General features: G+C 43.9%; 19 protein-coding genes. 9 read left to right on the top strand and 10 right to left on the bottom strand.

Annotation, left to right across the window (positions count from 1 at the left end):
• Window positions 1-19: 19 nt before the first annotated feature.
• The 3 genes from ACK8P8_RS08925 to mnmL form a co-directional block, all read right to left on the bottom strand.
• Window positions 20-679, bottom strand: a complete 660-nt coding sequence (locus tag ACK8P8_RS08925) for an aspartate kinase (RefSeq protein ID WP_099294102.1) — start codon at window positions 677-679, stop codon at window positions 20-22.
• Between the two features lie 48 nt (window positions 680-727).
• Window positions 728-1,225 carry a prolyl-tRNA synthetase associated domain-containing protein gene (locus ACK8P8_RS08920; RefSeq protein WP_410025789.1) on the bottom strand — a complete coding sequence of 166 codons (498 nt, stop codon included), beginning with the start codon at window positions 1,223-1,225 and terminating at the stop codon, window positions 728-730.
• A gap of 114 nt (window positions 1,226-1,339) precedes the next feature.
• Window positions 1,340-2,266, bottom strand: a complete 927-nt coding sequence (gene mnmL / locus ACK8P8_RS08915; RefSeq protein ID WP_410025788.1) for a tRNA modification radical SAM protein MnmL/YtqA — start codon at window positions 2,264-2,266, stop codon at window positions 1,340-1,342.
• A 274-nt stretch (window positions 2,267-2,540) separates the two neighbouring features.
• On the opposite strand from mnmL, the gene ppdK reads away from it, so the two are divergent.
• From ppdK to ACK8P8_RS08870, 9 genes are all read left to right on the top strand, one after another.
• Window positions 2,541-5,273 carry a pyruvate, phosphate dikinase gene (gene ppdK / locus ACK8P8_RS08910; protein ID WP_099294751.1) on the top strand — a complete coding sequence of 911 codons (2,733 nt, stop codon included), beginning with the start codon at window positions 2,541-2,543 and terminating at the stop codon, window positions 5,271-5,273.
• Between the two features lie 147 nt (window positions 5,274-5,420).
• Entirely contained in the window at window positions 5,421-6,620 is a 1,200-nt protein-coding gene (locus ACK8P8_RS08905; protein WP_410025787.1) for a tyrosine-type recombinase/integrase, read from the top strand.
• Window positions 6,621-7,260: 640 nt separating this feature from the next.
• On the top strand, window positions 7,261-7,833 hold the full coding sequence (locus tag ACK8P8_RS08900) for a DUF3575 domain-containing protein (protein ID WP_292271435.1): 573 nt from the start codon (window positions 7,261-7,263) through the stop codon (window positions 7,831-7,833).
• 14 nt (window positions 7,834-7,847) lie between these two features.
• A complete protein-coding gene (locus tag ACK8P8_RS08895; RefSeq protein ID WP_410025786.1) occupies window positions 7,848-9,314 on the top strand; it encodes an OmpA family protein in 1,467 nt (488 codons plus the stop codon).
• 40 nt (window positions 9,315-9,354) lie between these two features.
• Window positions 9,355-10,425: a hypothetical protein gene (locus ACK8P8_RS08890; protein ID WP_410025785.1), complete on the top strand. Its 1,071-nt coding sequence runs from the start codon at window positions 9,355-9,357 to the stop codon at window positions 10,423-10,425.
• A 150-nt stretch (window positions 10,426-10,575) separates the two neighbouring features.
• Window positions 10,576-11,427: a FimB/Mfa2 family fimbrial subunit gene (locus ACK8P8_RS08885; RefSeq protein ID WP_227217420.1), complete on the top strand. Its 852-nt coding sequence runs from the start codon at window positions 10,576-10,578 to the stop codon at window positions 11,425-11,427.
• 19 nt (window positions 11,428-11,446) lie between these two features.
• On the top strand, window positions 11,447-12,364 hold the full coding sequence (locus tag ACK8P8_RS08880; RefSeq protein ID WP_410025784.1) for a hypothetical protein: 918 nt from the start codon (window positions 11,447-11,449) through the stop codon (window positions 12,362-12,364).
• Between the two features lie 15 nt (window positions 12,365-12,379).
• Window positions 12,380-15,295: a fimbrial protein gene (locus ACK8P8_RS08875; RefSeq protein WP_410025783.1), complete on the top strand. Its 2,916-nt coding sequence runs from the start codon at window positions 12,380-12,382 to the stop codon at window positions 15,293-15,295.
• Window positions 15,296-15,316: 21 nt separating this feature from the next.
• The gene (locus ACK8P8_RS08870) at window positions 15,317-15,577 is read left to right on the top strand and encodes an HU family DNA-binding protein (RefSeq protein WP_099294122.1); all 261 of its coding nucleotides are present in this window, start codon (window positions 15,317-15,319) and stop codon (window positions 15,575-15,577) included.
• 461 nt (window positions 15,578-16,038) lie between these two features.
• Here the strand turns inward: ACK8P8_RS08870 and ACK8P8_RS08865 are convergent, their stop codons facing one another.
• From ACK8P8_RS08865 to ACK8P8_RS08835, 7 genes are all read right to left on the bottom strand, one after another.
• Window positions 16,039-16,425 (bottom strand): HsmA family protein, encoded by a 387-nt coding sequence (locus ACK8P8_RS08865; protein WP_410025782.1) that lies wholly within the window; start codon window positions 16,423-16,425, stop codon window positions 16,039-16,041.
• Between the two features lie 22 nt (window positions 16,426-16,447).
• Window positions 16,448-17,668, bottom strand: a complete 1,221-nt coding sequence (locus ACK8P8_RS08860; RefSeq protein ID WP_099294126.1) for an ABC transporter permease — start codon at window positions 17,666-17,668, stop codon at window positions 16,448-16,450.
• Window positions 17,669-17,770: 102 nt separating this feature from the next.
• A complete protein-coding gene (locus tag ACK8P8_RS08855) occupies window positions 17,771-18,511 on the bottom strand; it encodes an ABC transporter ATP-binding protein (protein WP_410025780.1) in 741 nt (246 codons plus the stop codon).
• Between the two features lie 37 nt (window positions 18,512-18,548).
• Window positions 18,549-19,712, bottom strand: coding sequence for an efflux RND transporter periplasmic adaptor subunit (locus ACK8P8_RS08850; RefSeq protein WP_410025778.1), 1,164 nt, complete (start codon window positions 19,710-19,712; stop codon window positions 18,549-18,551).
• Window positions 19,713-19,726: 14 nt separating this feature from the next.
• On the bottom strand, window positions 19,727-21,094 hold the full coding sequence (locus ACK8P8_RS08845; RefSeq protein ID WP_410025777.1) for a TolC family protein: 1,368 nt from the start codon (window positions 21,092-21,094) through the stop codon (window positions 19,727-19,729).
• A gap of 43 nt (window positions 21,095-21,137) precedes the next feature.
• On the bottom strand, window positions 21,138-22,262 hold the full coding sequence (locus ACK8P8_RS08840; RefSeq protein WP_410025775.1) for a redoxin domain-containing protein: 1,125 nt from the start codon (window positions 22,260-22,262) through the stop codon (window positions 21,138-21,140).
• A gap of 33 nt (window positions 22,263-22,295) precedes the next feature.
• On the bottom strand, window positions 22,296-24,614 hold the full coding sequence (locus ACK8P8_RS08835; protein WP_227216707.1) for a Gldg family protein: 2,319 nt from the start codon (window positions 24,612-24,614) through the stop codon (window positions 22,296-22,298).
• Between the last annotated feature and the right edge of the window lie 4 nt (window positions 24,615-24,618).

Raw genomic sequence — 24,618 nt, 5'->3', positions numbered from 1 at the left:
TTCAATTTTCAATTTTCAATTACTTCCGGCTGATATTTTTTAAAACCACAAACGTTTTATCTATTAAAGAGTTATCCACCACCACGGTAAATTCGTTCGTTGAAGAAATAACTTCAGTCAGGTTGATACCCTCCCACGACAACTCTTTCATGATGCAATAATAAAAACCCGGTTGCAGGATATTTCCCTTGGGCAATTTCAACGTCACGGACGAAAGACCGTTCTGCTTGAAAATACATTGTTCCTCCTTGAAATACTCGTCCACAAGCTCCCCCATCACCTCACTCACGACAAGGTTGGTTTCAAAAACACCCTGCACCATCGTGTAAAACACTTCCTCCCGGCGGGATATGGATTTCAGTACCCGGATATGACAATCAACCAACGTGTTGGAATTTTTAAACGTGTAATCGCACAGGTTACTCCGCAAAATAATATCCCCCATGTTGTTCAGCAACTTTTTCAATTGCACCTGCTCCCGCACCTGCAGGTAAGGAGCCAATCTATTCAATGCCATCACGATCGCTCCCGCGTTAAGCGGTTTCCCCAACACGTTCTCCAATTCCGGCTGAATCTGCCTCGCCAATGCCGAAATATTAATGATCCCGGATGCCAAAGCCTCCGACAAATAAGGTTTATGTTTTATGATTCCTTCTACTGCTTGTGCTACACTCATCATGTTAATTGAAAATTGAAAGTTGAAAATTGAAAATGATTCTTTCCATAATTAATATAATTCTATCCATTCGTAAGAGTTACCCGTGTAATCCATGTAACGGACAAAATCTTCCAGTTTTATCGCTAAAGACGCGTGGTTATCGTTTGGGTGGAAGGATAACTTCTTTGCTTCCTGCAAATGTTTATCCAGAAAGACATACACGTGATGCTCCTCGTCATTCAGCAACCCGAAAGGGCTTACAGAACCGGGACGCACCCCCAAGTATTTCTCCATACGCACTTCAGAAGCGAAACTCAGTTTCCCTTGTTTCAATATCTTCTCCATATCATGAATCGCCATCGCGTGGTCGCAATGCAAAATAATCAGATAATGCCTATTCCCCTTGTGATTCCGGAAAAACAGATTTTTACAATGCGTACTGTCCAAATTTTTCCAATACTGTTTCGCGATCTCTATTGTCGGAGCTGCAGGATGTTCCTCGTAATCATACTCTATTCCCAATGCCGCCAACGTTTCATACACTTTTTCCTGTCCAACCTTATCCATTTTAGATTTTAAATTTTAGATTCCGACCGCACAATTCTTACACTCTTTTTTCATCATCACTGAATCATTCCATCGGCATTCACAGAATCTTCTCATTTTTTTAGTTTTTAACTTTTATCTTTCTTTCCCCTGCCACGTATCCAACTCCCTCAACCGTTTATCCAACTTCGCCGTGAACTCGAAATTTTTAATTCCCCACTTGGGAGCAATTAAATATTCCGGAGGGGACTGATTAACAAATCGCTCCAAATACACATCCGGACGTATCCGTTCAATCACCTCCACCACGAAATCCAAATATTCTTCTTGTGTATATAATTGGAATGCCGACGGCTTCTCGGCGTACTCCTCCGCCATACGGGTATCTTTCACGATCTGCAACTGATGCAATTTCAACACTTGTATCGGTAACTCACACAACCGTACGGCTCCCTCCAACATAGACTCCCGGCTCTCTCCCGGCAAACCGAATATCAAATGAGCGCCAATGGCAATTCCCCGTCCCGCCGTGCCACGTATCGCCCTTTCGGAAGCCGCGAAACCATGTCCCCGGTTCACCCTTTGCAACACTTCATCGTTTACCGACTCCACCCCGTACTCCACGCAAACATAATATTCCCGGGCCAATAGTTCCAAGTAATCCAACACTTCATCATTCACCGTATCCGGTCGCGTGCCAATCACAAGCCCCGCTATCATCGGATGCGCCAAAGCCTCCTCGTACCGTTGTTTCAACACTTCCAACGGCGCGTACGTGTTCGAATATGCCTGAAAATAAGCTAGATATTTTTGTTTATTGTACTTGTGGCCAAAAAAACGGATACCTTCCTCGATCTGTCGGGTAATACCCTCCACGGCACGGCAATAATCAGGATTAAAACTGTCATTATTGCAAAACGAGCATCCCCCGATACCCTTACTCCCGTCCCGGTTAGGACAGGTAAATCCCCCGTCGATCGACAATTTCTGAACCCTTTCGCCAAAAAGCGTTCGGAAATAGGTCGGGTAGTCATTATATCGTTTTTGATCTCGTTCGAACATTAGTTTATCGCAATAATTAACAGCCCGCGAAAATAAACATTTATTTGTTTAGAATTTAACATCGGACACTATTTTTTATTCACGACAATCATTTTCTTTCACTTTATGAATAATAACAAACGTTCGCGTAAATTTTAACTAAAATCTTCTATTCCATTATTCAAGAAAAAAAACTATCTTTGCACCCCTAAGATAGGAATATTTAACAAAGAATGATCATATAAACAAATTCTCCTGAATGTCAGGAGGTAAACGCAAAAAATCTAACAGAACTATGAGTACGAAGTACGTTTACACCTTTGGCGACGGAAAAGCAGAAGGAAAAGCAGACATGAAAAACCTGCTTGGAGGTAAGGGCGCCAATCTTGCCGAAATGAATCTCATCGGAGTTCCTGTACCTGCAGGATTCACTATCACGACAGAAGTTTGTACCCTTTACAACCAAGAAGGACGCGACTCTGTTATCAAATTAATCGAAAATGACGTGAAAGCCGGTATCGAGGCCACCGAGAAGTTAATGAACGCCAAATTCGGATCAAAGGGAGAAGCATTCCCTCTTTTGGTTTCCGTGCGTTCGGGAGCCCGAGTATCCATGCCGGGTATGATGGACACGGTGCTTAACTTGGGTATGAATGACGACGCCGTTAAAATCGTTGCCGAGAAATCGGGTAATGCCAGATTCGCTTGGGATTCCTATCGTCGCTTCGTGCAAATGTACGGAGATGTGGTAATGGGCGTTGCTGCCGGAAAAGGAGAACACAACCCGTTCGAAGTCGAGATCGATAAATTAAAAGCAGAAAAAAATATTACCAACGACACGGACTTCACCGCCGAAGACCTGCAAGAACTGGTTCGCCGCTTCAAAAGTGTCGTTAAAGCAAAAACCGGTAAAGATTTCCCAACCTGCCCGTGGGAGCAATTATGGGGAGCAATCTGTGCCGTGTTCGACTCATGGATGACGGAACGTGCCGTCCTGTATCGTCAATTGAATCAAATCCCGGAGGAATGGGGAACTGCCGTGAACGTGCAGGCTATGGTTTACGGGAACATGGGTGACAATTCCGCTACCGGGGTTGCCTTCACTCGTGACGCCGCTACCGGAGAAGACATCTTCAACGGTGAATACTTGATCAACGCACAAGGAGAAGACGTGGTTGCAGGTATCCGTACCCCGCAGGAAATCACGATCGAGGGCTCTCGCCGTTGGGCAAAAATGCAAAATATCTCCGAGGCAGATCGTAAATCCAAATATCCTTCATTGGAAGAGGCTATGCCGACCGCTTACGCGGAGTTGGACGCCGTTCAACAAAAACTGGAAGACTATTTCCACGATATGCAAGACCTTGAATTTACCATCCAAGACGGTAAATTATGGATGTTGCAAACCCGTAACGGGAAACGTACCGGTACTGCCATGGTAAAAATGGCCGTCGATATGTTGGCACAAGGAATGATCGACGAGAAGACTGCACTACTCCGTCTGGAAGCAGCCAAACTGGATGAATTGCTTCACCCGGTATTCGACAAAGAAGCACAATCAAAAGCAAAAGTATTAACCAAAGGATTACCTGCGTCCCCGGGTGCCGCGACAGGACGTGTCGTATTCTTCGCCGACGAGGCAGAAGAATGGAAAGCCAAAGGAGAAAAAGTAATTCTGGTTCGTCTGGAGACTTCTCCGGAAGACTTGCGCGGTATGAACGTATCCGAAGGTATCCTTACCGCTCGCGGGGGTATGACCTCCCACGCTGCCGTGGTTGCCCGCGGTATGGGTAAATGCTGCGTATCCGGTGCCGGAGAAATCGTGGTAGACTACCACAAACGCACGTTCACAGTGAAAGGCATTACCATCAATGAAGGTGACTGGATTTCATTGAACGGCTCCACGGGAGAAGTTTACTTGGGTAAAGTGGCTACAGCAGAAGCATCTTTGGACAAGGATTTCAAGGCTATCATGGAACTGGCAGAGAAACACACGCGTATGTACGTGAGAACAAATGCCGATACTCCCCACGATGCGCAAGTCGCTCGTGATTTCGGGGCTAGAGGTGTCGGTCTGTGCCGCACGGAACACATGTTCTTCGAAGGTGACCGTATCGACGCTATGCGCGAGATGATCCTTTCGGACACTGTCGAGGAACGCCGTATCGCATTGGCAAAAATCCTCCCGATGCAAAGAAGCGACTTCGAGGGAATCCTTGAAGCCATGGACGGATTTGGTGTTACCATTCGTTTGTTAGACCCGCCATTGCACGAGTTTACTCCCAATGAGCCGGAATCACAAAAATACATGGCAGAGAAAATGGGTATCTCTGTAGAAGTGGTGAAAGAAAAAGTAGACGCCCTACACGAGTTCAACCCGATGTTAGGTCACCGCGGTTGCCGTTTGGGTATTACCTACCCGGAAATCACCGAGATGCAGGCTCGTGCCATCATCGAAGCCGCTTGTAACCTCAAATTGAAAGGCTTGAACCCGAAACCGGAAATCATGGTTCCGCTGGTTGGTACCGTGAAAGAATTGAAACAACAAACTAACATCATCCGTTGCACTGCCGACGTAGTATTCGCTGAAAAGGGCATCAAGGTAGATTATATGGTAGGAACCATGATCGAAATACCTCGCGCTGCTTTGACAGCCGATCAGATCGCCGAAGTTGCCGAGTTCTTCTCGTTCGGTACGAATGACTTGACTCAGATGACATTCGGATACTCTCGTGATGACGCCGGTAAATTCTTACCCGAATACATCAAGAAAGGCATTCTGAAAACCGATCCGTTCGCCGTACTGGATCAAGAAGGTGTTGGTCAATTAGTTCAAATGGGTGCCGAAAAAGGACGTTCAGCTAACAGCAAACTGAAACTCGGAATCTGTGGAGAGCACGGGGGAGAACCCTCTTCCGTCATCTTCTGCGACAAAGTGGGAATGGACTACGTGTCTTGTTCACCCTTCCGCGTTCCAATCGCCCGCTTGGCTGCGGCGCAGGCTGCAATTATGCATGCGAAAAAATAAAGTCTAAACGACATATTTCTAAAAGCTTGGGTAACCCCAAGCTTTTTTTTATGCTTTCAAAAAGCATCTTTTCAACAAAATTAACCTGATTATCAAATCAGTACAATTATTTTCCCGTATACATATTAACTAATACAAGTAATAACCATGGCATCAATAAAATTCAAACTCAGGACATCAATAAAACTAGGGAAACAAGCCTCTCTCTATATTCAACTTATTCACCAAAGACGAGTGAAAACAATCACCCTCCCTTACAAATTGTATTCTCATGAATGGGAACCTTTAAATGAAGAGATCATATTACAAAACGATAATACGCGATTCAATTATTTAAAAGAAGTCCAACAAGAAATTCTTAAATCAAAACAATTATTACACTCCATCATTTATCAACTTGAGCAACGACATTCTTTCACGACAAACGACATTCTTTCACACTATAATAACCGTCAGAGTGGCAATTTCTTCCCCTTTATGCAAAAACAAATCAAGGAACTGCTCCAACGAGGAAAAAATCATACGGCACGAAATTATCAAACCACCTTACATACATTTCAATCTTTTTGTGAACGGTCGGAAATTTACTTCAAGGATATAAACTCAAACATGATTAAGAAATTTGAAAACTACCTCAAACAAAAAAACATCCAACCAAACACGATTTCTTTTTACATGAGAACTTTGCGCGCTGTCTATAACAAAGCTCTGGTTGAGGATCACCTGTTAAAAGATGAAAATCCGTTTCGTTTCGTCTATACCGGTATACCCAAAACAAAAAAAAGGGCGGTTAATGCATCTGTAATTCAACAGTTAATAGAACTGCATCTATCCAGCAACAAGAGTCTTTCATTTGCCCGTGATCTATTCCTTTTTAGCTTCTACACTCGCGGTATGGCTTTTATTGATATGGCTTTCTTATTGAAATCTTCTATACAAGATAATTATCTCGTATACACCAGACATAAGACACGCCAAACATTAACAATCAAGCTTGTCCCGGAAATTTTAGATATCATAAAAAAATACTCGGCAATAACCGATAAACATTATTTGTTACCCATCATAACCAAAACTCATATTCCCATTCATCGTCAGTATGAAAGCGCACAACGTTTATACAATAAACGACTCAAAATATTATCAGATATCCTTCAGATATCTCCTGCACTAACATCCTATGTTGCGCGTCATTCATGGGCCACAATTGCACATCACAAGGGGATTCCTTTATCGGTCATCAGTCAAGGCATGGGACATACATCCACACATACAACAAATATCTATCTTGCATCACTTGACCATTCCGTGATAGATAAGGCAAATGAAGAGATTATCGCCCTGTAGCCTGCTTTCCATTCTTTTACAGCAACATTTTGCTCTTCATATATATTAACATTCCGCCTCTTTGTAAGAGGCGGAATATTCCTTTTCTGTGGTGTAAAAATAAATATTTTTCATCATTATATGATAAATACTCTTGTGATTTAATATTATTTAACCTAACTTTTCTTGATACAACTGTAAAAAAAAGAGCAGCAAACAATCATTATCTACTATGTATCAACACGTTTGCAATATAGTTTCATGATTTAATATCATGAAATTCATCATTACTATATATTACACTGAAATATAGTGTATTACAAAATCATTATATTCTCAAACAATCCAATAAATACCAGATTGTTTACAATACCGGAATCAACACTTCTATTCAAATTCATAAATATATAATTTACAGTGCATTAAAACAAAAACAACTATCTATTCCGCCTCTTACAAAGAGTCGGAATGATTTTAATAATGCGGTGTTTAAAATTTATTTAATTTAACTATATGAGAATCAGCTATATGTTTACCGAAAGTTTATTATTTGCAATGATATGTATTTATACATATCACAAGGCAGTATGGTCATTTTTTCGGTTGCATCAAAATCGTCCAGAAGATAATCGCAAAATTCATTAGATTAAAAATACAGGAAATGAAAAGATGGTTATTATTAGTAACAGGTCTATTACTTTTTAGTAGCGGGCAAACTTTCTCTCAAAAAGTCGGGATAAAGACAAATGCTGTCTATTGGGCTACTGCAACCGCCAATATCGGCATAGAATTCAAATTAGGTAAAAAGACCACATTTGATTTATCAGGGAATTATAACCCATGGTCCTTTTCTAATAATAAAAAGTGGAAACATTGGCTAGTTCAACCCGAATTTCGCTATTGGCTTTGCGAGAATTTCAACGGTCATTTTTTCGGCACACATCTGCTTGGCGGACAACTCAATGCCGGCAATGTAAAACTTCCGTTCGGGCTACTCCCCGGGCTGAAACATCAAAGGTACGAGGGAGGATTCTACGGAGGAGGATTAACTTACGGTTATCAATGGTTGTTAAGCAAACGCCTAAACCTTGAAACCTGCATCGGGGGCGGTTACATCCGCGTGAACTATGACAAATATAATTGCGAAAAATGTGGCGAGTGGAAATACAAGGGACATAAAAACTACTGGGGAATCACCAAAGTCGCCATATCCATTATATACCTCATTAAATAATAGAAGACACGACCATGAAAAGAATGATATATACCATACTAATATTGCTTTTAGGAAGTGGCAGCGCGTGGAGTCAGAAAGAATACCTGAGAAATATTCGGGTATTGAATAACGAAATGAAAAAAAATAAAGCCGATGTGGACGTCTGTATAAATCTCGATGTGAGCCAAATAAAAGTCCGCAGACAACACAGCATCCGGCTGATTCCTGTCATTATTTCGAAAGACGAAAGCAAGAGTCAGGAATTACCGGCTATTATCATCAACGGGCGTACACGCGCTCTGGTGCATCAACGCGTAGAGCGGCTCACAGGGCAACCTTATCCTTACAAGGCACAAACTGTTATACGCCGTTACAACCGGGAAAAACAGGAAATAAACTACACCGCCTCAATCCCTTTCCAACAATGGATGAGAGGCAGCAAATTAATCATCCGGGAAGAAGTAAGCGGGTGTACCGATTGCATGGCAGCCGGTTACAATCAAGGTGCGACAGATATCATCGCTTCGTCTTGCCTCGCTTCGCCCTTGCCGATATTTACCCTCGATTTCAAACAACCGAAAAAGGAAATCATCAAAACAAGGGAAAAGAGCCGCGAAGCCAGATTACAGTTCCGTCAAGACAGCCGGAAAATTCTACCGGAATACAAAAACAATCATAAAGAACTGGCTGCCATCAAACAATCTATAACAGAAGTCCAAGATGATAAGAACGCCATGATCAAGGCTATCTACATCACGGGATACGCCTCCCCGGAAGGTAGCCGCGAATATAATCTCACCATCTCCAAGGCCAGAGCCGAAGCACTTGCCCGATACCTGCAAGACGAACTCAAAATCGCTCCGGAACAGATTCACGCAGACTGGAAAGGTGAAGACTGGCAAGGACTGCGCGAAGAGGTAGAAAAACGCCCGAAACTCCTGCACCAGAACAAAGTGCTCGCTATCATCGATAATTGTACAGCTCCGGATAAATGTGAAGAAAGCTTCAAAAAACTGGATAATGACGGGGAAATCTACAAACGATTGCTAAATGAATGCTATCCTCCGTTACGGAAAAACGACTATCGCGTACAATACGAAGTCCGAAATTTCAACTTGGAAGAGGCGAAACAAGTAATTAAAACCAACCCGAAACTATTAAGCCTGTACGAGATATACCTCGTAGCCCAAGCATACGGGAACGACCCTGTCCTCCAAGAACAAATTATCCACACGGCAGCCGAGGCCTATCCGGAGAACGGAATCGCAGCGAGTAATGCCGCCCGGCTCGATTTGCAAAAAGGCAATATCCGGGCAGCAATCAACCGTCTTGAAAAAGCCAAAGCCGATCCGGACACGTGGGGTGCGCTCGGCGTGGTTTATGCCCGGGACGAACAATGGGAACTTGCCAAACAGTACCTCGTCAAAGCCGCTACACAAGGCGATAACGAGGCTCGAGAGAATCTTCAAAAACTAGAAACATATATACAAGAACCATAAAAGATTGAATTGACATCAAATTACATTAAATTTTTAGATTATGAAATTAAACAAGTACTTATTAATCGCAGTTGCCAGTCTAGGACTATTTGCCTGCAACAATGACAAAGAAGAAGCCACTCCCAGCGGTCTGAAAGCAATCTCTTTAAACATCGTAAATCCCGAATTGTCGAGAGCTGAACAGACTCCCACGACCGGAGAGCATGGAGGGACATTAGCAATTACCCCCTCTCACATTTACGTGAAGTTATTGGGAACAGATATCGAAAAAACTTTCACAAGCGTTGTGGATGCCAATAAGTTCACGTTCTTTGATGTACCGACAAGCTGTACCGGAGTGGAAGTTATCATCAATAACAACTCCGCCTATAACTCCACCGCCACGGCGGAAACCGCCAAAGAAACAAATGTTACTTGCTACGGCTCTTCAACAACACTAACACCTGCCAATGTAACAACAAAACCGGGAGAAACTCTTCAATATGACCTCTACAAAACAACAGTTACCGTTAAACCCATCGTGGCCCGTATTGAAGCATCCGGGATCAAACTAATGCAAACAGAAAATCCCACCCAACCGGCAACAACGGAAACTTCCAAATATGCCACTCTTAATTTCGCCGGAATTTTCCTGAATGGATACTGCGAAAATGGAGCATTAGCGAATAACACCGTAACAGCGAGTAACTCACAAGTCATTGAATCAGATGATGCGGAAACTGTTTTAGCCGCAGCCGAAGTATTGTCCATGGGAGACTTTTTAGAAACACCTGCAACAATTTTTGGCGCCACCTTCCCTACAACAGAAAAATGCTATGCATACAACTTCTTTGTAAATGCAGACAACAACAAACCAATCATCACATTAGCCTTTACCGAGGCAACCTTAAAAACAGGCACATGCTCACCGATTCGTTTTGCCGTAGTTTCGAAATATAACGGAGAAGAAAATTTCAAATTCGAAGCCGGGAAGCTATATCGAATCACCAAATTAGAAGTAACAGATGAAAATATCACCGGAGATATCACCGGTAATACCTTAATCGCGGTTAACGCCACGATTGTGGTTGAACCTTGGGTTATCCAGGATGTAACCGTTGAATGGAAATAAGACACTAATATCTTCGGCACCACACGCCAAAGATACTCCCGGGAACGCCCCACGAGGCGAAGGGGCGTTCCTTTTTCAAATTTTACATACATACAGTACAACAAGATGAAACGTTTTGAGAAAATATTACTGCTTCTATTAATTATCAGTGTGAATACAAGCTGCATAAAAGAAGATCTTGATGATTGCGAGAAAACACGCCTTACCTTTATATATAAAGGGGATGGTCAAGAAGATATATTTCATACTAAAATCAACAAGGTTGACCTGTATGTTTTCGATGCCGACCACCACTTGGTAACCACCAAAGTATTAAATCAAAGTACCCTAAAAAAACATCAAGGAACCAAACTAAACTTACCGTCCGGTCAATACCACCTCGTCGCGGTAGGCAACGCGGGTGAACGCACAACAATAAAAGATATTCAATGCGGTTCATTGCAAAATATCATGGCAATGCACCCCAACCAAGACAAAGATAAAGTGCCCGGTCAAGACCCCCTTTACATGGGCTGCCATGTCATCGAGGTACTTAAAGACCGTTGGTCAGACCACACGGTAGAATTCAAAAGTTCCCACCTGAAAGTATCCGTGGAAGTCCGGGGAGTGGGATACGCCGGAACGGGACGTGCAGCTAATCCGTCCGTTTCCGTCGTGCTAAAAAACGTCTATCCACACACGAACTTCACCAACGAATCGTGCGGAGAATTATGCGCCCATCACCCGGAATTCGTGTTCGATGAAAACACTCACGTCATGCAATCAACAGACTTAAACATATTCAGGTACAAAGGTGGATGTGCAATGGTAATAGAAGTTCTGAACCGAGAGGGCAACGTCATTGCCTCCAAAAGCATTGCGGAATTCCTGCGTGAAAATCCTAAAGTGGATATTTACAAACAGGAAGCCCTGCTCCCGCTCCTTATTGAATTCACTCCATTGCAAGTGGAAATCCGCTTGCCCGAGTGGTATATCAATGACGTGACACCAGATTTCCATTAATCATATAGAAGAACTTGTTATGAAAAACAGATTCAACTTCATCATATTCGCGTTTATTCTTTTGCTGACATCCTGCATCAAAGACAAGGCACAAGAAGAAGAAAAGGTTTCCGTGGTGTTGACATTCAACACGCGTTCCGTTAGCGAAACTTACGACACCGATTCGGGTGAAGGTATTCAATCCATCCGTGTAATCATCGCTCAAAACGGCACGGTCGTAAAAAATGAATATTATCCCGAACTAAGCTACAATGCCTCACTCTCCTCCCGCACGTTCACAATATTCGATGTACCCGTGGGAAATGCGGATTTCTATATCATCGCCAATGCCGATAAATCAGGGATTACGGATTGGACACCCTACAATGTCGGGCAAACACCATCGTTCGACCTACTGACTCGACACGTCATGACAACCGCAAACGGAATCATTGAGCCACCATTCCCCATCGCACAACAATTCTTGAATCAATCGATACGGACTAACGGGCAAGAATTAAATTTCTCCATCATCCGTTCCGTTGTCAAGTTAAATTTCATGTTCACGAACAAGAGCGACAAAGACATCACGCTCGAACAAATCAAACTGGGGACGTTCGTACCGGATAAAACATTTTTATTCCCCCAAGAATCACGACCGGCAGATCTGAATTATCATCCATTAAACATGAATAATATAAATCAAGTCGTTCAAGCCGGAACCTCATTCATGAAAACGGTATATATTTACGAGAATACCGGCACGGATACCGATGCATACACGGTGGCCATCGTTGTCGACGGATACACCTACGAACCGCTTCCGTTAAACCTGACATCAATAACCCGCAACACGCAGGTAAATATAAAAATGACGATTACCCCTAGCAATGTAGGACTTTCATACATTGTTGACGATTGGACAAACACCCCTGTAACGATTCCCCCGTTTGATTAAATAAAATATATAACCATGAAAACCATCTACCATTTAATATATCTAGCGTATGCCGGTATTCTTTTCCTAACCGGTTGTTCAGACGATATATTGGAAAAAAACGCACAAGTCATCGAGGGGCAACCTACCAAAGTAAATTTAAACTTCGGGGTAGCTAACTCGTCACAACTATCCAGAGCAACCTCGCCCGTCAAAGATGAACACAAGGTGAACAACCTGTACGTTTTCATTTTTAATGCCGATGGTTCTCTGTCTAAAAGCCAATTTTTCGAATACGGGAACTTACAGGATAAAATGGAAAAGGATGACATCAACAACACACTCACGAGCGGCAAAGTTACTATCGAAACCGTATCCGGAAGCGGGAAAACGATTTGGGCAATCGCGAATATCGCTAACGTTTCAACTAACGCCATGAGAGATATCACCCCCGCCGTGTTGGACGAGATAAGTAATCTGGAGGAATTACAAGCACTAACAGCCTCTTTGCAACAAGAAACGATTGCCCGGGGAACAGCCTTTCTCATGAGTGGCACCCACGAAGATGCATCCGGGAATCCTAAAAAAGTGGACATCCCCGTCGGGGGCGAAATAAGCGGCAATATCATTCTGAAACGCGTCGATGCCAAAATCACGTTCAACATCCAAACCAAAAAAGGAATCACCTTCACTCCCACGGAATGGAAAGTTGTCAAAGCCTCCAAAAAGGTCTATTTACTACCCAATGCATCCGATCCAGAAGGCGCTGACACGGACTATTTCGAAACATCGTGGGCAAACTACGAGGGTGAAGGTGACAATTTTGGGAAGACCTTTTCTTTTTACGTGGCAGAAAATCGCAAATCACCCATCAAATCCATTCCAACAATGACAGAGGACGGCACCCCTCTGACCCCGGAGGAACAATATAATTACCGGGAAAAACAACTCAAGAACCCCGTGACGGACGGCAAACCCGGACAAACCGTAACCAACGGGGCATACGAATACGCTGACCCCAACTCCACGTATGTGATACTAAAAGGAAACATCACGTACAAATATGGTGAAATACAAGAAGTTTCCGCGAATGTCGTGTACACGATACACTTGGGGTTCGTGAATGGCGCCGAGGATTTTAACACCAACCGCAATGTACATTACACGTACACGGTTACCATCAACAGTGCCGAAAGTATCATTGTTGAAGTTAACGATGGAAAAGAGAACCAACCCGGTGCAGAAGGCGAGATTACTATTGCCGACAATATCATTAACTTAGATGCCCATTATGAAACGAGATGCATTACTTTCACTCAAGCACAAATAGACCCGAGTTTAACGTGGTATGTAAAAACCGCTTTCAGCGAAGGGATGCCGGAGCAAAATCCTCAAGACTACAAATGGATCAAGTTTTTACTTAACACCAAAAATGGTTCCGGTTATGATACCAAATTCCAAAAATACCCCGGAGATGCGAAAAGCTATACAGACGAGGAAATCGAGGCTTTGGATTGTCAAATAACAAACGCCAAACTTATAAACGTGGCTCAACTTGTACGGATTCTAAAAAGAAACAAAGAAATATATATTGCAAACAATAACAGTAACAAGGGAACTCTTTTCGACGGAGGGTTTAAAATTACATTCACGGCTTTTATCGAGGAAAATTATTACACACAAAACCCGGAAACAGGAGACAACAGCACAACTTTATGGAAAAAATTTGTCAATCAACCGGAACGAATCATGAATATCCTCTCCAACACGAGATACAGCCCGGACGGGGAAAGCGTGAGGCACGTCGCCGTTACTTCGTTCCGGCAAAAATCCATTCAAACGATGTATAACATCTCGGCAGGCGAAGGGTTGCAAACGGCATGGGGAACAGAATGTGTACAGGAAACAGATAAATGCCCGTTCTGGAAGGAAAAAACCGCCAATTCAGAGAAACCCACACCCACCTATAATGATTCTCGAAACGGTCGTTCCAATACTACAAAATTATGGAATACAAGTACAAATCCCCGTTGGGATACTTATATTGAACCGACAACCAATGAAATGAAAACAGCATACAATTACGCCCGCTACAATTGCATGCAACGAAATCGGGATCTAGACGGAGACGGGGAAATTGATGCCGATGAAGTACGCTGGTACTTAGCTGCCATCGATCAATTGACAGACCTTTGGATCGGAGAAAATTCATTTGACGCCGACGCCCGCCTTTTCAAAGGCTCCACGTGGATTGAAGACTGGTATGTCAGCAGCACCGTACCGGGACGTTACAGTGTAAATATAGGTTCAGACTGGTTCCCCCGTTATGAATACTGGGACAACCCCACCGTACTATGGTCTTCCGAAGGCTCCTCTATCGGTGAGATGAATACAGTAACTTCCTATAACAAAAGTAAAACATTTAATTACCGCTGTGTACGTAATCTCGGTATTGCTCCGGATGATGCCACAACAATACCCCAAGATTTTGCCACATACGACGCCACCACCCATGTACTCTCCCTCGAGTACCTAGACGAAAAATCCATCCGTGCTTACTCGCAGGAAGAAGAACTGCCCGAACACCACGAACGGCAGGCAGACAACTTACCATGGTGGAATTTTGAAGTAAACCCGGGCTCACACTTGTTACTAAGCAAGAGTGCCAATTGGATTGAAATCCGTGATGCCGTCAACTCCGGCAAGTCACCTTGTCCACCCGGTTGGCGTGTACCAAATCAACGAGAACTAGCTCTTATGCTGTCACGTGTAAAAAATGATGGCGGTTGGGAATGGAGTAATCACATGTCAAGAACCCGCTTTTCCATGAACCCGACAGGGGGCTATCGGCATGGTTTCTCTGTTACGTCTGCGGCAGAAATGCTATTCCTGATTAATAATTCCAACGAAACAGGGGGAGTACGATGCGTAAGAGATAAATCTTCAAAATAATTCGATATAGAAAAACAAGATATGAATAAACGAGAACTTTCATTATTAGTAGCAGACCGAACCGGGCTCTCGAAGGGCGAGGCACTGAAAGCGGTGCAAGCCACGATAGATTGCATCACCGAAGCTCTGCAAACAGGACAACGAATAACGTTAATGGGATTCGGGGCGTTCTTCTCGTATGAACTCCCCCCTCGCGTTACATATAATCTTTATACCAAAGAACGGGAACAACTGGAATCACGCAAGGTGATCAAATTCAGACCCACCTTCCCCGACAAATAAATGCAACCAACCACGAGGCTGTCCAAAAATGGGCAGTCTCTTTTGACACTTAGCTATTCAGTCAATTAGTTGTATTTTCAATGTTATACGATTATCATTTTCTACCATCGGTTTACTTTGGTTTACAGTAGTAAACTTTTTCTAGAGAAAATCCGAAGTAATACTGTTAAAGAAAGGGATTAAAACCGGTACAAAACCGCTTCAAAGCCGGTGCAAAGCCGCTCGTGAACGTCTTTGAAACGTCTTTGTATCGAAGGTGAAACGTCTTTGTTCCCTTATTACTCCCTTATCTCAACGGACTCTTATCGCATACTCACCGTGCCTAAAAAAAAGTTTACCGGAAACCTAAGTAAACTTATACTGGAATTTTCATCAAAAATATCCCTAAAACCAACCGGGATATTAGCATATAAGCTCCCAGTATACTGCGATTATGCTCGGGATAAGTAACATTCTCCCTATTAATGCTTCATACCCAGCACAATCCCTAACACGTAAGGGATCAGCCAAAACGCCCAAACAAGAACACTAAATCTACTGAAATTCTGTTTAGCTTTTTGGCTTCCTTTCCAGTAAGTCAAGATTGCCCATCCCGCATGGATTGCCATCAAAATTAAAGCAAATAATCCGGTTACACTATGCAGGATATTTTCATTCCCCGCCTCTCCGGCGATATCGGACATTATTGTCGTACCGAACGTATCGGCAGTCAATCCCAACAGGAAAAAGACAATATGCCACAATCGTAACTCGTTTTGCACTCGTTCCGCCCATGTACCAATCGAGTAAAACACGAGTGCCAGCGTCATGCTCGCGATAGCGGTTCCTAAAAAAGGTATATTTTCCATCACTTTAAATTTATAACATGAATCACTCGTAACGAATAGCATCTATCGGGTTCAACCGGGATGCCTTGCGGGCGGGATACCAACCGAAGAAAACACCCGTGAACGTACAAACGATAAACGAAATCACCACTGAGTACAATAACACGGATACCGGCCATCCCAACAGGGAACGCAATACCAATGATACACCGATCCCCAACCCCACGCCGATAATTCCACCCGAAACACTGATAATAATTGACTCTATCAAGAACTGGAACAAGATATGCCGCCCCTTGGCACCGATAGACATTCGTAAACCGATTTCACGAGTACGTTCCGTGACCGAAACATACATGATATTCATGATTCCGATGCCACCGACAAGCAAGGAGATTCCCCCGATACAAGCCAAAAGAATAGTTAAAACCTTGGTCGCCATCGTCAGTACCTTACTCATCTCTTCCAGCGAACGAACGGTGAAATCATCCTCCTGCCCCACGGGAATACGATGCGTCTGTCGCAATACTCCCGTGATTTCCTGTATCATCTTGTTCGTGTATCGCTCGTCAATCACGGAAACGTAAATACCGTGCATGTAAGGGATTGCCAACAATCTTTTCTGTATTGTCGTGAAAGGAGCCACGATGATATCATCCTGATCCCGCCCCATGGAATTATAACCTTTAGGAGCCAAAACACCAACAATACGAAAAGGCACTTTATCAAAGCGGATAATCTGCCCGAGAGGCTCTTCCCCGTTCTTGAACAGGTTATCCACGATCGTCTGCCCCACCACGCACACTTTGGCGGCATTCTTCATGTCCTGATCACTAAACATTTCCCCCCGGTTGACCGTCAAGCGGCGAATATCCATGTAATCCTCGTTGATCCCGTAAATCGAGGTCGGCGTGTTACTCGCCCCGTAAATGGCTTGCCCGGATTTCGTCACGTAAGGAGAACAGTTTTCCAAATAAGGAACTTCCGAAACGATTGCCCGGTAATCTTCCAACTTTAAAGTCTGAACGATCACGCCGTTCTGGCGGATTCCTCCCACCATGGCATTCGTCGGGTTGATAACCACCATGTTAGCCCCCAGTTCTTCTATTTGTTTCTCTATACTATACTTCGAGCCTTCACCGATGGCAAGCATCGAAATTACCGAGCTCACCCCGATAATGATACCCAACATCGTCAAGAACCCACGTAATTTATTATTACTCAAAGCCCGAAGGGCTATAATTATTAAATTCCCGTAATTCATCTATTCATTTTAGATTTATGATTTATGATTTCAGATTTATGATTATCATCCTCCCTAACCAACGCTTTTATTAATCGTAAATCGTAATTCATAAATCGTGAATTAATCAATTTCTTTGGGTAACGCCTCCAACACTTGCCGGGCGGAACCGATTCTCGAGTTTTTCTTGTCCTCGACAACCCGACCGTCACGGAGTAATATGTTGCGACTACTGAACTCCGCTATTTCAGGGTTATGCGTCACGAAGATAATCGTTCTCCCCTCGGCGTGCAGGTGCTGGAATAAAGCCAGAATCTCGTACGAGGTGCGGGTATCCAAGTTACCCGTCGCCTCATCGGCAAGCAAAATAACAGGATCGTTCACCATGGCACGGGCGATTGCCACCCGTTGTTGCTGTCCCCCGGACATCTGGTTGGAGCGATGATTCACCCGGTTCTCCAGGCCTACCGCTTTCAAGGCGTTCAACGCTTTTTCCTTTCTTACCCGTTTGGAAATGGACGGGTTATACAACAAGGGTAATTCCACGTTTTCCAGTGCCGTAGTCTTGGGTAACAGGTTGTAGGATTGAAAAATAAATCCTATTTTCAAGTTCCTGTAAGAAGCCCTGTCATTTTTCCCCATTTCCCGCACGGGCTTCCCGTCCAAGTAATACTCGCCGGACGTGGGAATATCCAGACAACCCAGCATATTCAACAACGTGGATTTGCCCGAGCCGCTTGTTCCCATGATTGTCACGAATTCTCCCGCCCGAATCGAGAAAGATACCTCTCTCAAGGCGTGTACAGTTTCCGAGCCCACCTCGAAATCCCGACAAAGATTTTCTATTTTGATTATATCTTTCACTTGTAGATTCATATAACTATGATACAATTAGATACGACTAATGTGGCCGCTGTCCGGTCATGTTAGGCATCAAGGGATTTCCACCCGGCTTCGACTTTATGGATTCAGTTGCTTTAGCGGATAAATGTATCCCGGTAATCACCTTCTCACCCGTTTGCAAACCCTCCGTGACTTCCGTGTAAATTCCATCCGAAATCCCGGTAAGCACGTTTTTACTTTTTAATCCCTCGGCCGTCTGTATCCAAACAGATTTTCTCCCTGCCGTTCCGGCTTGTACCACTATTTCCACCGTTTCTTCTTCCGGCTGGAAGCGCAAGGCACGCAAGGGAATCATCAAAACATCCGCTTTCTCGTGCGTTAACACCGTGATACTCGCCGTCAAACCCGGTTTCAACTTCAAATCCGGATTCGGCGCGTCAATCACCACCTCGTAAGTAACCACGTTCGACGTCACGATCGGTTCCAAACGCACCTGCGTCACGGAACCCTCGAAATGTTCGTCCGGGAAGGCGTCCACGGTGAAGATCACTTTCTGCCCCTCTTTCACCTGACCGATATCAGCCTCGTCAACGTCGGCAATAACCCGCATCTTTCGCAAATCATTCGCTATCACGAATAACTTCGGCGTGTTGAACATCGCCGCCACCGTCTGCCCCTCGTCCACCGCTCGGGAAATAACCACCCCGTCTATCGGCGAGTATATCATGCAATAATTCAGGTTCGTCTTCGCTTTCAATAAATCAGAACGAGATTTCTCCAAAGCCCGGCGGGCTTTCTCGTACTGGTATTCAGAGGTTTCAAAATCCGAATCGCTAACCAGATTCTTGGCGTGCAATCCCGCCAGACGCTCGTGATTTTTCTTCTGGTAGTCATACTCGTTCTGGTTGGAATAATGGGTTGCCAACTGTGACTCGTATTCCGATTCCAGCACGGTTTTATCCAGTTCAGCGATAAGCTGTCCCTTTTTCACTTCCGAATTATAATCCGCGAGAATACGGGCTATCGTGCCGGAAACCTGTGTCCCGACTTCTACCTGCGTGATCGGCTCTATCGTACCGGTGGCAGTAACAGTATTACGAATATCCCCTTTTTTAACCTCGAACACCTCGTAATTCACCGTTTCTTTCTCTCTCGGCCGAAAGGAGAAAAACAACAAAATAATCCCCACGGCAATCACTATTGTTACAACTATCTTTTTCATTTTCAATTATTTTATTATATATCAATCGGTTCATTCCTGTAAAAATTCAACAACTTGAAAGCGAGAACCGCTTGGTATTTCGCTTGTATCTGTTCCTGCAACGCGGACAGGTAATTGTTCTTCTCCACCAGCAAATCAACCGGGTTCTTCATCCCCGCATCAAATTCCTCCTGTACCTGCCGGTAACTCGTGTAAGCCGATTTTACCCGTTGGTTGGCTGCCATGTACCGGCTTTGGGCGGCAACAACATCCTGATGTAATGATTCCACCGTTTGCAACAAATTTTTACGGGTATTCTGCTCGTCTAAACGTGACTGTTCGGTTTGAAGTCTTGCTTTTGAAACATTCAAACGGGCTTTCTTCCGGTTCGTGATCGGGATACTGATATTAATCCCGATGTTCTCAACCAAACGATCGTCTATTTGAGAGAAATAGGAACCGCTACCCTTGGAATCGTGCCCGGTGGAAACGGAAGCCGAGAGAGAGACACTCGGCAAGTAATCCCCCCGGGCTATCTTTTCACCCACGATTGCCGACTCTACGTTCAACTGGCTGCTTTTCACCTCCGGCATCAACCGTAACGCTTCCCGGTAAACATCTTGAAGACCGGGAATCAAGACAAGCACGTTTTCCTCCTCCAGTTCCGGGAACACGACGTCAAATTCCTCTTCCGGTTCCAGTTCTAAAAGTTGCTTTAATTGCAACTTGAAAAAAGCCAGATCGTTCTCGGCTTGTACTACCCGATACCGGTCACTACTATACTGCGCTTCCATTTGCGCGAAATCGCTCGCGCTGATAGAACCCGCATCAAGCAAGGCTTGCGACCGTGCCAGTTGCTCACCGGAGCTTTCCAGCGTCTGCTTGTCCGTTTTTAAAGTCTCGTTCGCGTACAGGATTTGCAGGTACGCCTTCGTCACCGATAGCTCGATATCATTTTGGGCGACAAGCACATCTTGTGTCACCGCTTTTTCCAACAGCTCTTGCTGCCGGATGGAACGGGAGAGTTTCCCCCCTTGGTAGAATGTCATATTCCCGTTCAGCGAGTAACTACCAGTGTAGGCACTTGACGATTTCAACGTCCCGTTTGTACCCGCCTTTTTCTGGTGTCCCCAACCTTGAGTTGAAGAAAAATCAAGCGACGGCAGACGTTGAGCTTTCGCCCGGGAAGATTCGACCAAAGTATTTTCCAATGATACCCGGGCATACTCTACTTGGAGATTATGCTCTCTGGCGTGCTCGATACATGCACGCAAAGACCATGTCTTTCGTTGTGACATCCCGTCCAACGTACTCGAAACAAGGATACACGTGCACGCTAAAAACACGACACCCCCTCTTTTCACGCTTTTCAAACGTGAATAAACATCATCTAACATTCTCATAAATAAATCTTTGAAGTTTATCTTACACAAGCACGAATGCTTGTCACTCGTTTTTCAATAACTCTTCTATTTTCTTTTCCAATTCTTTGCCTCGTAAATTCTTGGCTACAATCCGATTATTTTCATCCAACAAGATCGTACAAGGTACACTTCTCACTTTATATAATTGCACGACTGACGATTTCCAACCTTTCAGCTCAGCCCCATGTTTCCATCTCAACCCATCCTTTCGAATTGCATCCGTCCACTCTTTTTTATCGGAATCCAAGGATATTCCCAGAATTTCTAATCCCTTACCTCGAAATTTATTATAAATTTTCACGACATTAGGATTCTCCTGCCTGCAAGGACCACACCATGAAGCCCAAAAATCAATTAACTTGACTTTCCCGTCCAAAGCATAAAGAGATATACTCTCCCCGTCCGGCGTCGTAATCTCAAAATCCGGGGCTAACGCACCTATCACAACCCGCTCCTGTTCCGCGATATAATCCGCAACAATTCTTCCATATTCCGTTTTTTTCCCTTGTTCTCCCAACAGCATAAATTTCTCCCGCAACAACTCGTAATTCAAATGTTTTTTCAATGACACAAGCATAAAATTCTCAAAATGCATCGTATTCATCGCTGTATAGATCACAAAAGCCGACACGTAAGCATCCGGATTTGCCTTAATCAAATCATTTTCCTTCATATGCCACTCCAAGAGCAATTGCTCGAGATCATCCAGAAGCTGTTTCATAACCCTCTCATCTTTATTTTCTTTCGCGGCATAATATTTTTTAGTCAGCAAATCTTCCTTCCGAGTCATTGCCGAAGAAATTGCTTGAAAACAGTTATACAATTTCTGAGCCTCCCCACCTTCGATACTTATATTCCCTTTCTCTCCACGAACAATAAACTGCCCCTTTTCAAGCATAAACTTCTGTTCCCCTTGTCCGGCGATCACCAAATCTGCCATGGCTATGCCACTCTCTTTCCCTCGTAACTCAAAACTTCCTTTTTCCATTCTCGCAACCGCCAGAGTGTCCCACTCGTTCCCGTTGGGTTTCAAAATAAAAATATTTCCATCGGTAAAACCTTTCAGCGTACCGGAAATGGTAAATTCCTCCTGTCCGCGACAGACCAATGATACAAAACATATTATAAATAAAAATATCACTCTCATAAACACTCATTTTTTATACGATGAATCCATAAACTATCTTCCCCTCCTTCTGATCCAAAAGAAAAGCCCCATCCCCAAGAAAAATAAAGGATAAAGAATCATCAGACCTGTCCTCAATACTTTAAAACTCGTTTTATTAATATGAACAACCGTATCGGTCGTCATTGATCTTCTGGTATCTACCGGCATCTCATTATGAGAAAGATAATGATACGTCCCATGTAACAAAGTCACACCACCACAACGTTGACTGTCTCCGTTACTGATACAATCGGAATCTCCCATAATAACCACCCGTTGTTCCCGTTCTCCCAGTTTACGGGACAAAGCGACTGCCGTATAGTATTCCTTAGCCACCTCGCCCGCCGCCGGGTTGTACTTCAACGGTTCATCTTCATAATTTAATGACTCCAATTCATTCCACACTCGATATGATCGGTTTTCTCTCTTTTTCAATTCGTTCGCCAGCGTGTCCGTTTTCAATATCGGTGTCATTACAAATCCTTTCGGTTCAACCATCTCAATACCGGTCGTTGTCGGCATCAGCGCGTAAGACAAAGAACCGTAATGATAACTTAACGTTGCCGCTTCCCCGGTCATTAAACAAAACAACTCTTCCGGACGTTGTTCCGGTTTCCGATGTTGTACCAACACACCTTCGGTCAATTCGACACCAAACAAATCCTTCAAAAACAAATTCATCACCTCGCGACGTCTGGGCTCTGCCAAAATAAATAAATTTCCACCTCGATCCACGTAATTTTTCAATGCCCCCAATTCCTTTTCCGAAAAAGGTTCCCGCATGTCAGCTATGGTCAATACATTGATATCCGCGGGGATCTCCTGATGCAAATCCACTTCCTCCACATCGAATCCTTGATTTATCATTCCCAAGCGGGCATATTTTACCGTAAAATACCGATCATACCCCCGCAGAGAAGAATCATAAATAGAACGCATTCCGTATCCTGTCACGAATCCGATCTTGGGTAACGGGGAAGCCACCCGTTTCAAAGCGGCACTAATTTCCGATTCATGAGGGAATATATCCATCGGATCATCAAACGTACGCAACCAAGTCTTTTGCCCGTTCTCCCGAACAATCTGCCAAACAAAAGTTCGTTCACCAGTCAGATCCAGCATTTTTCTTATCTCCTCGGGAGTCTTCAAACGAGTACTATCCATACCTGTATCTTCACAAACTTTTTTAGCCAATTCCCACATACTCTTTCCCTTGTTCTCCTTGAATAAACGACATCCCCCGTCAGCCTCCGTAATCGTATCGTAATAATAAATAACTTTCAATTTTGTCTCCGGTTTAAACCGTTCATAACGTTCAAAAATCCTCCGGTTCCGTTGGATAAAACGGGGAAAAGCGTAACTATAATAATTTGGGTCCAGCACGTTGACATAAGCCGTGATAAACAGATCCCCATCCAATTGTTCGACAATACGCAGGCTCTCCTCCGTCAACGTATTCCATTTGGTTGAAGAAGTATCATAATAAGCCATTAATTTCGGACGGGAAGAGAAATATCCCAACAAGCATGCTATCAGTATGACAACAATATTTTTCCCCATAGTTACCGAAAACTTTATCTTTTGCCGCACGGCATTTAAACGAATGATTGTCAATGCCAGAAACAAAGCTGTTACCAAAGGGAAATACAATACATCTTCACTACATATCATACCCATTATAAACGTGTTTACCCGTCCGTTGATACACAACCAGTAGGTGACATCCCGAACAAAATCATATTCTTGCCACCATCCCCCGATCAAACTCAAGAACATCAACACGATAAACGTCCCGACAGCCGCAACAAACTGATAAGAAGTCAGACTGGATACAAAAATTCCCACGGCGGCATAGGTACACGTCAACAAAAAAAGTCCGAGCAAACCGGTCAAAACCACCGCCCACTCGAAGTCCTGCACGGTACACCATGCCACGATCACGTAAACGCTTAACATCAAGCACATCACAAACGCGAATCCCACCATCGAAAAAAACTTTCCCAAGATAATCTGCGTGTTCGACACGGGAGAAGAGTACAGCAATTTGATTGATCCGCTACTTAATTCCTTACTGACTAACCCCATCGTCAACAACGGGATGTAAAAGTATAGGTAAGCGGAAACCTGCCCCCACAAGGCTCTCACGAACAAAGAAAAAGAAACCATAAATTGGACTCCGCTCCCGAACTCGTTACTTTTCATGTAATTGTGGTAATTCCCCACGAAAACCATCCCCGCTTGAATCGTGAATACAACCAACAAAAACCATGCGACAGGCGAAAAGAATAACAACTGCAATTCCTTTTTCGCTATTTTCCATATCATTTTCATAATT

Origin of the sequence: Butyricimonas muris (assembly GCF_046365375.1) — a bacterium.
GTDB classification, from domain to species: domain Bacteria; phylum Bacteroidota; class Bacteroidia; order Bacteroidales; family Marinifilaceae; genus Butyricimonas; species Butyricimonas muris.
This window is presented reverse-complemented; position numbering and strand designations above follow the sequence as displayed.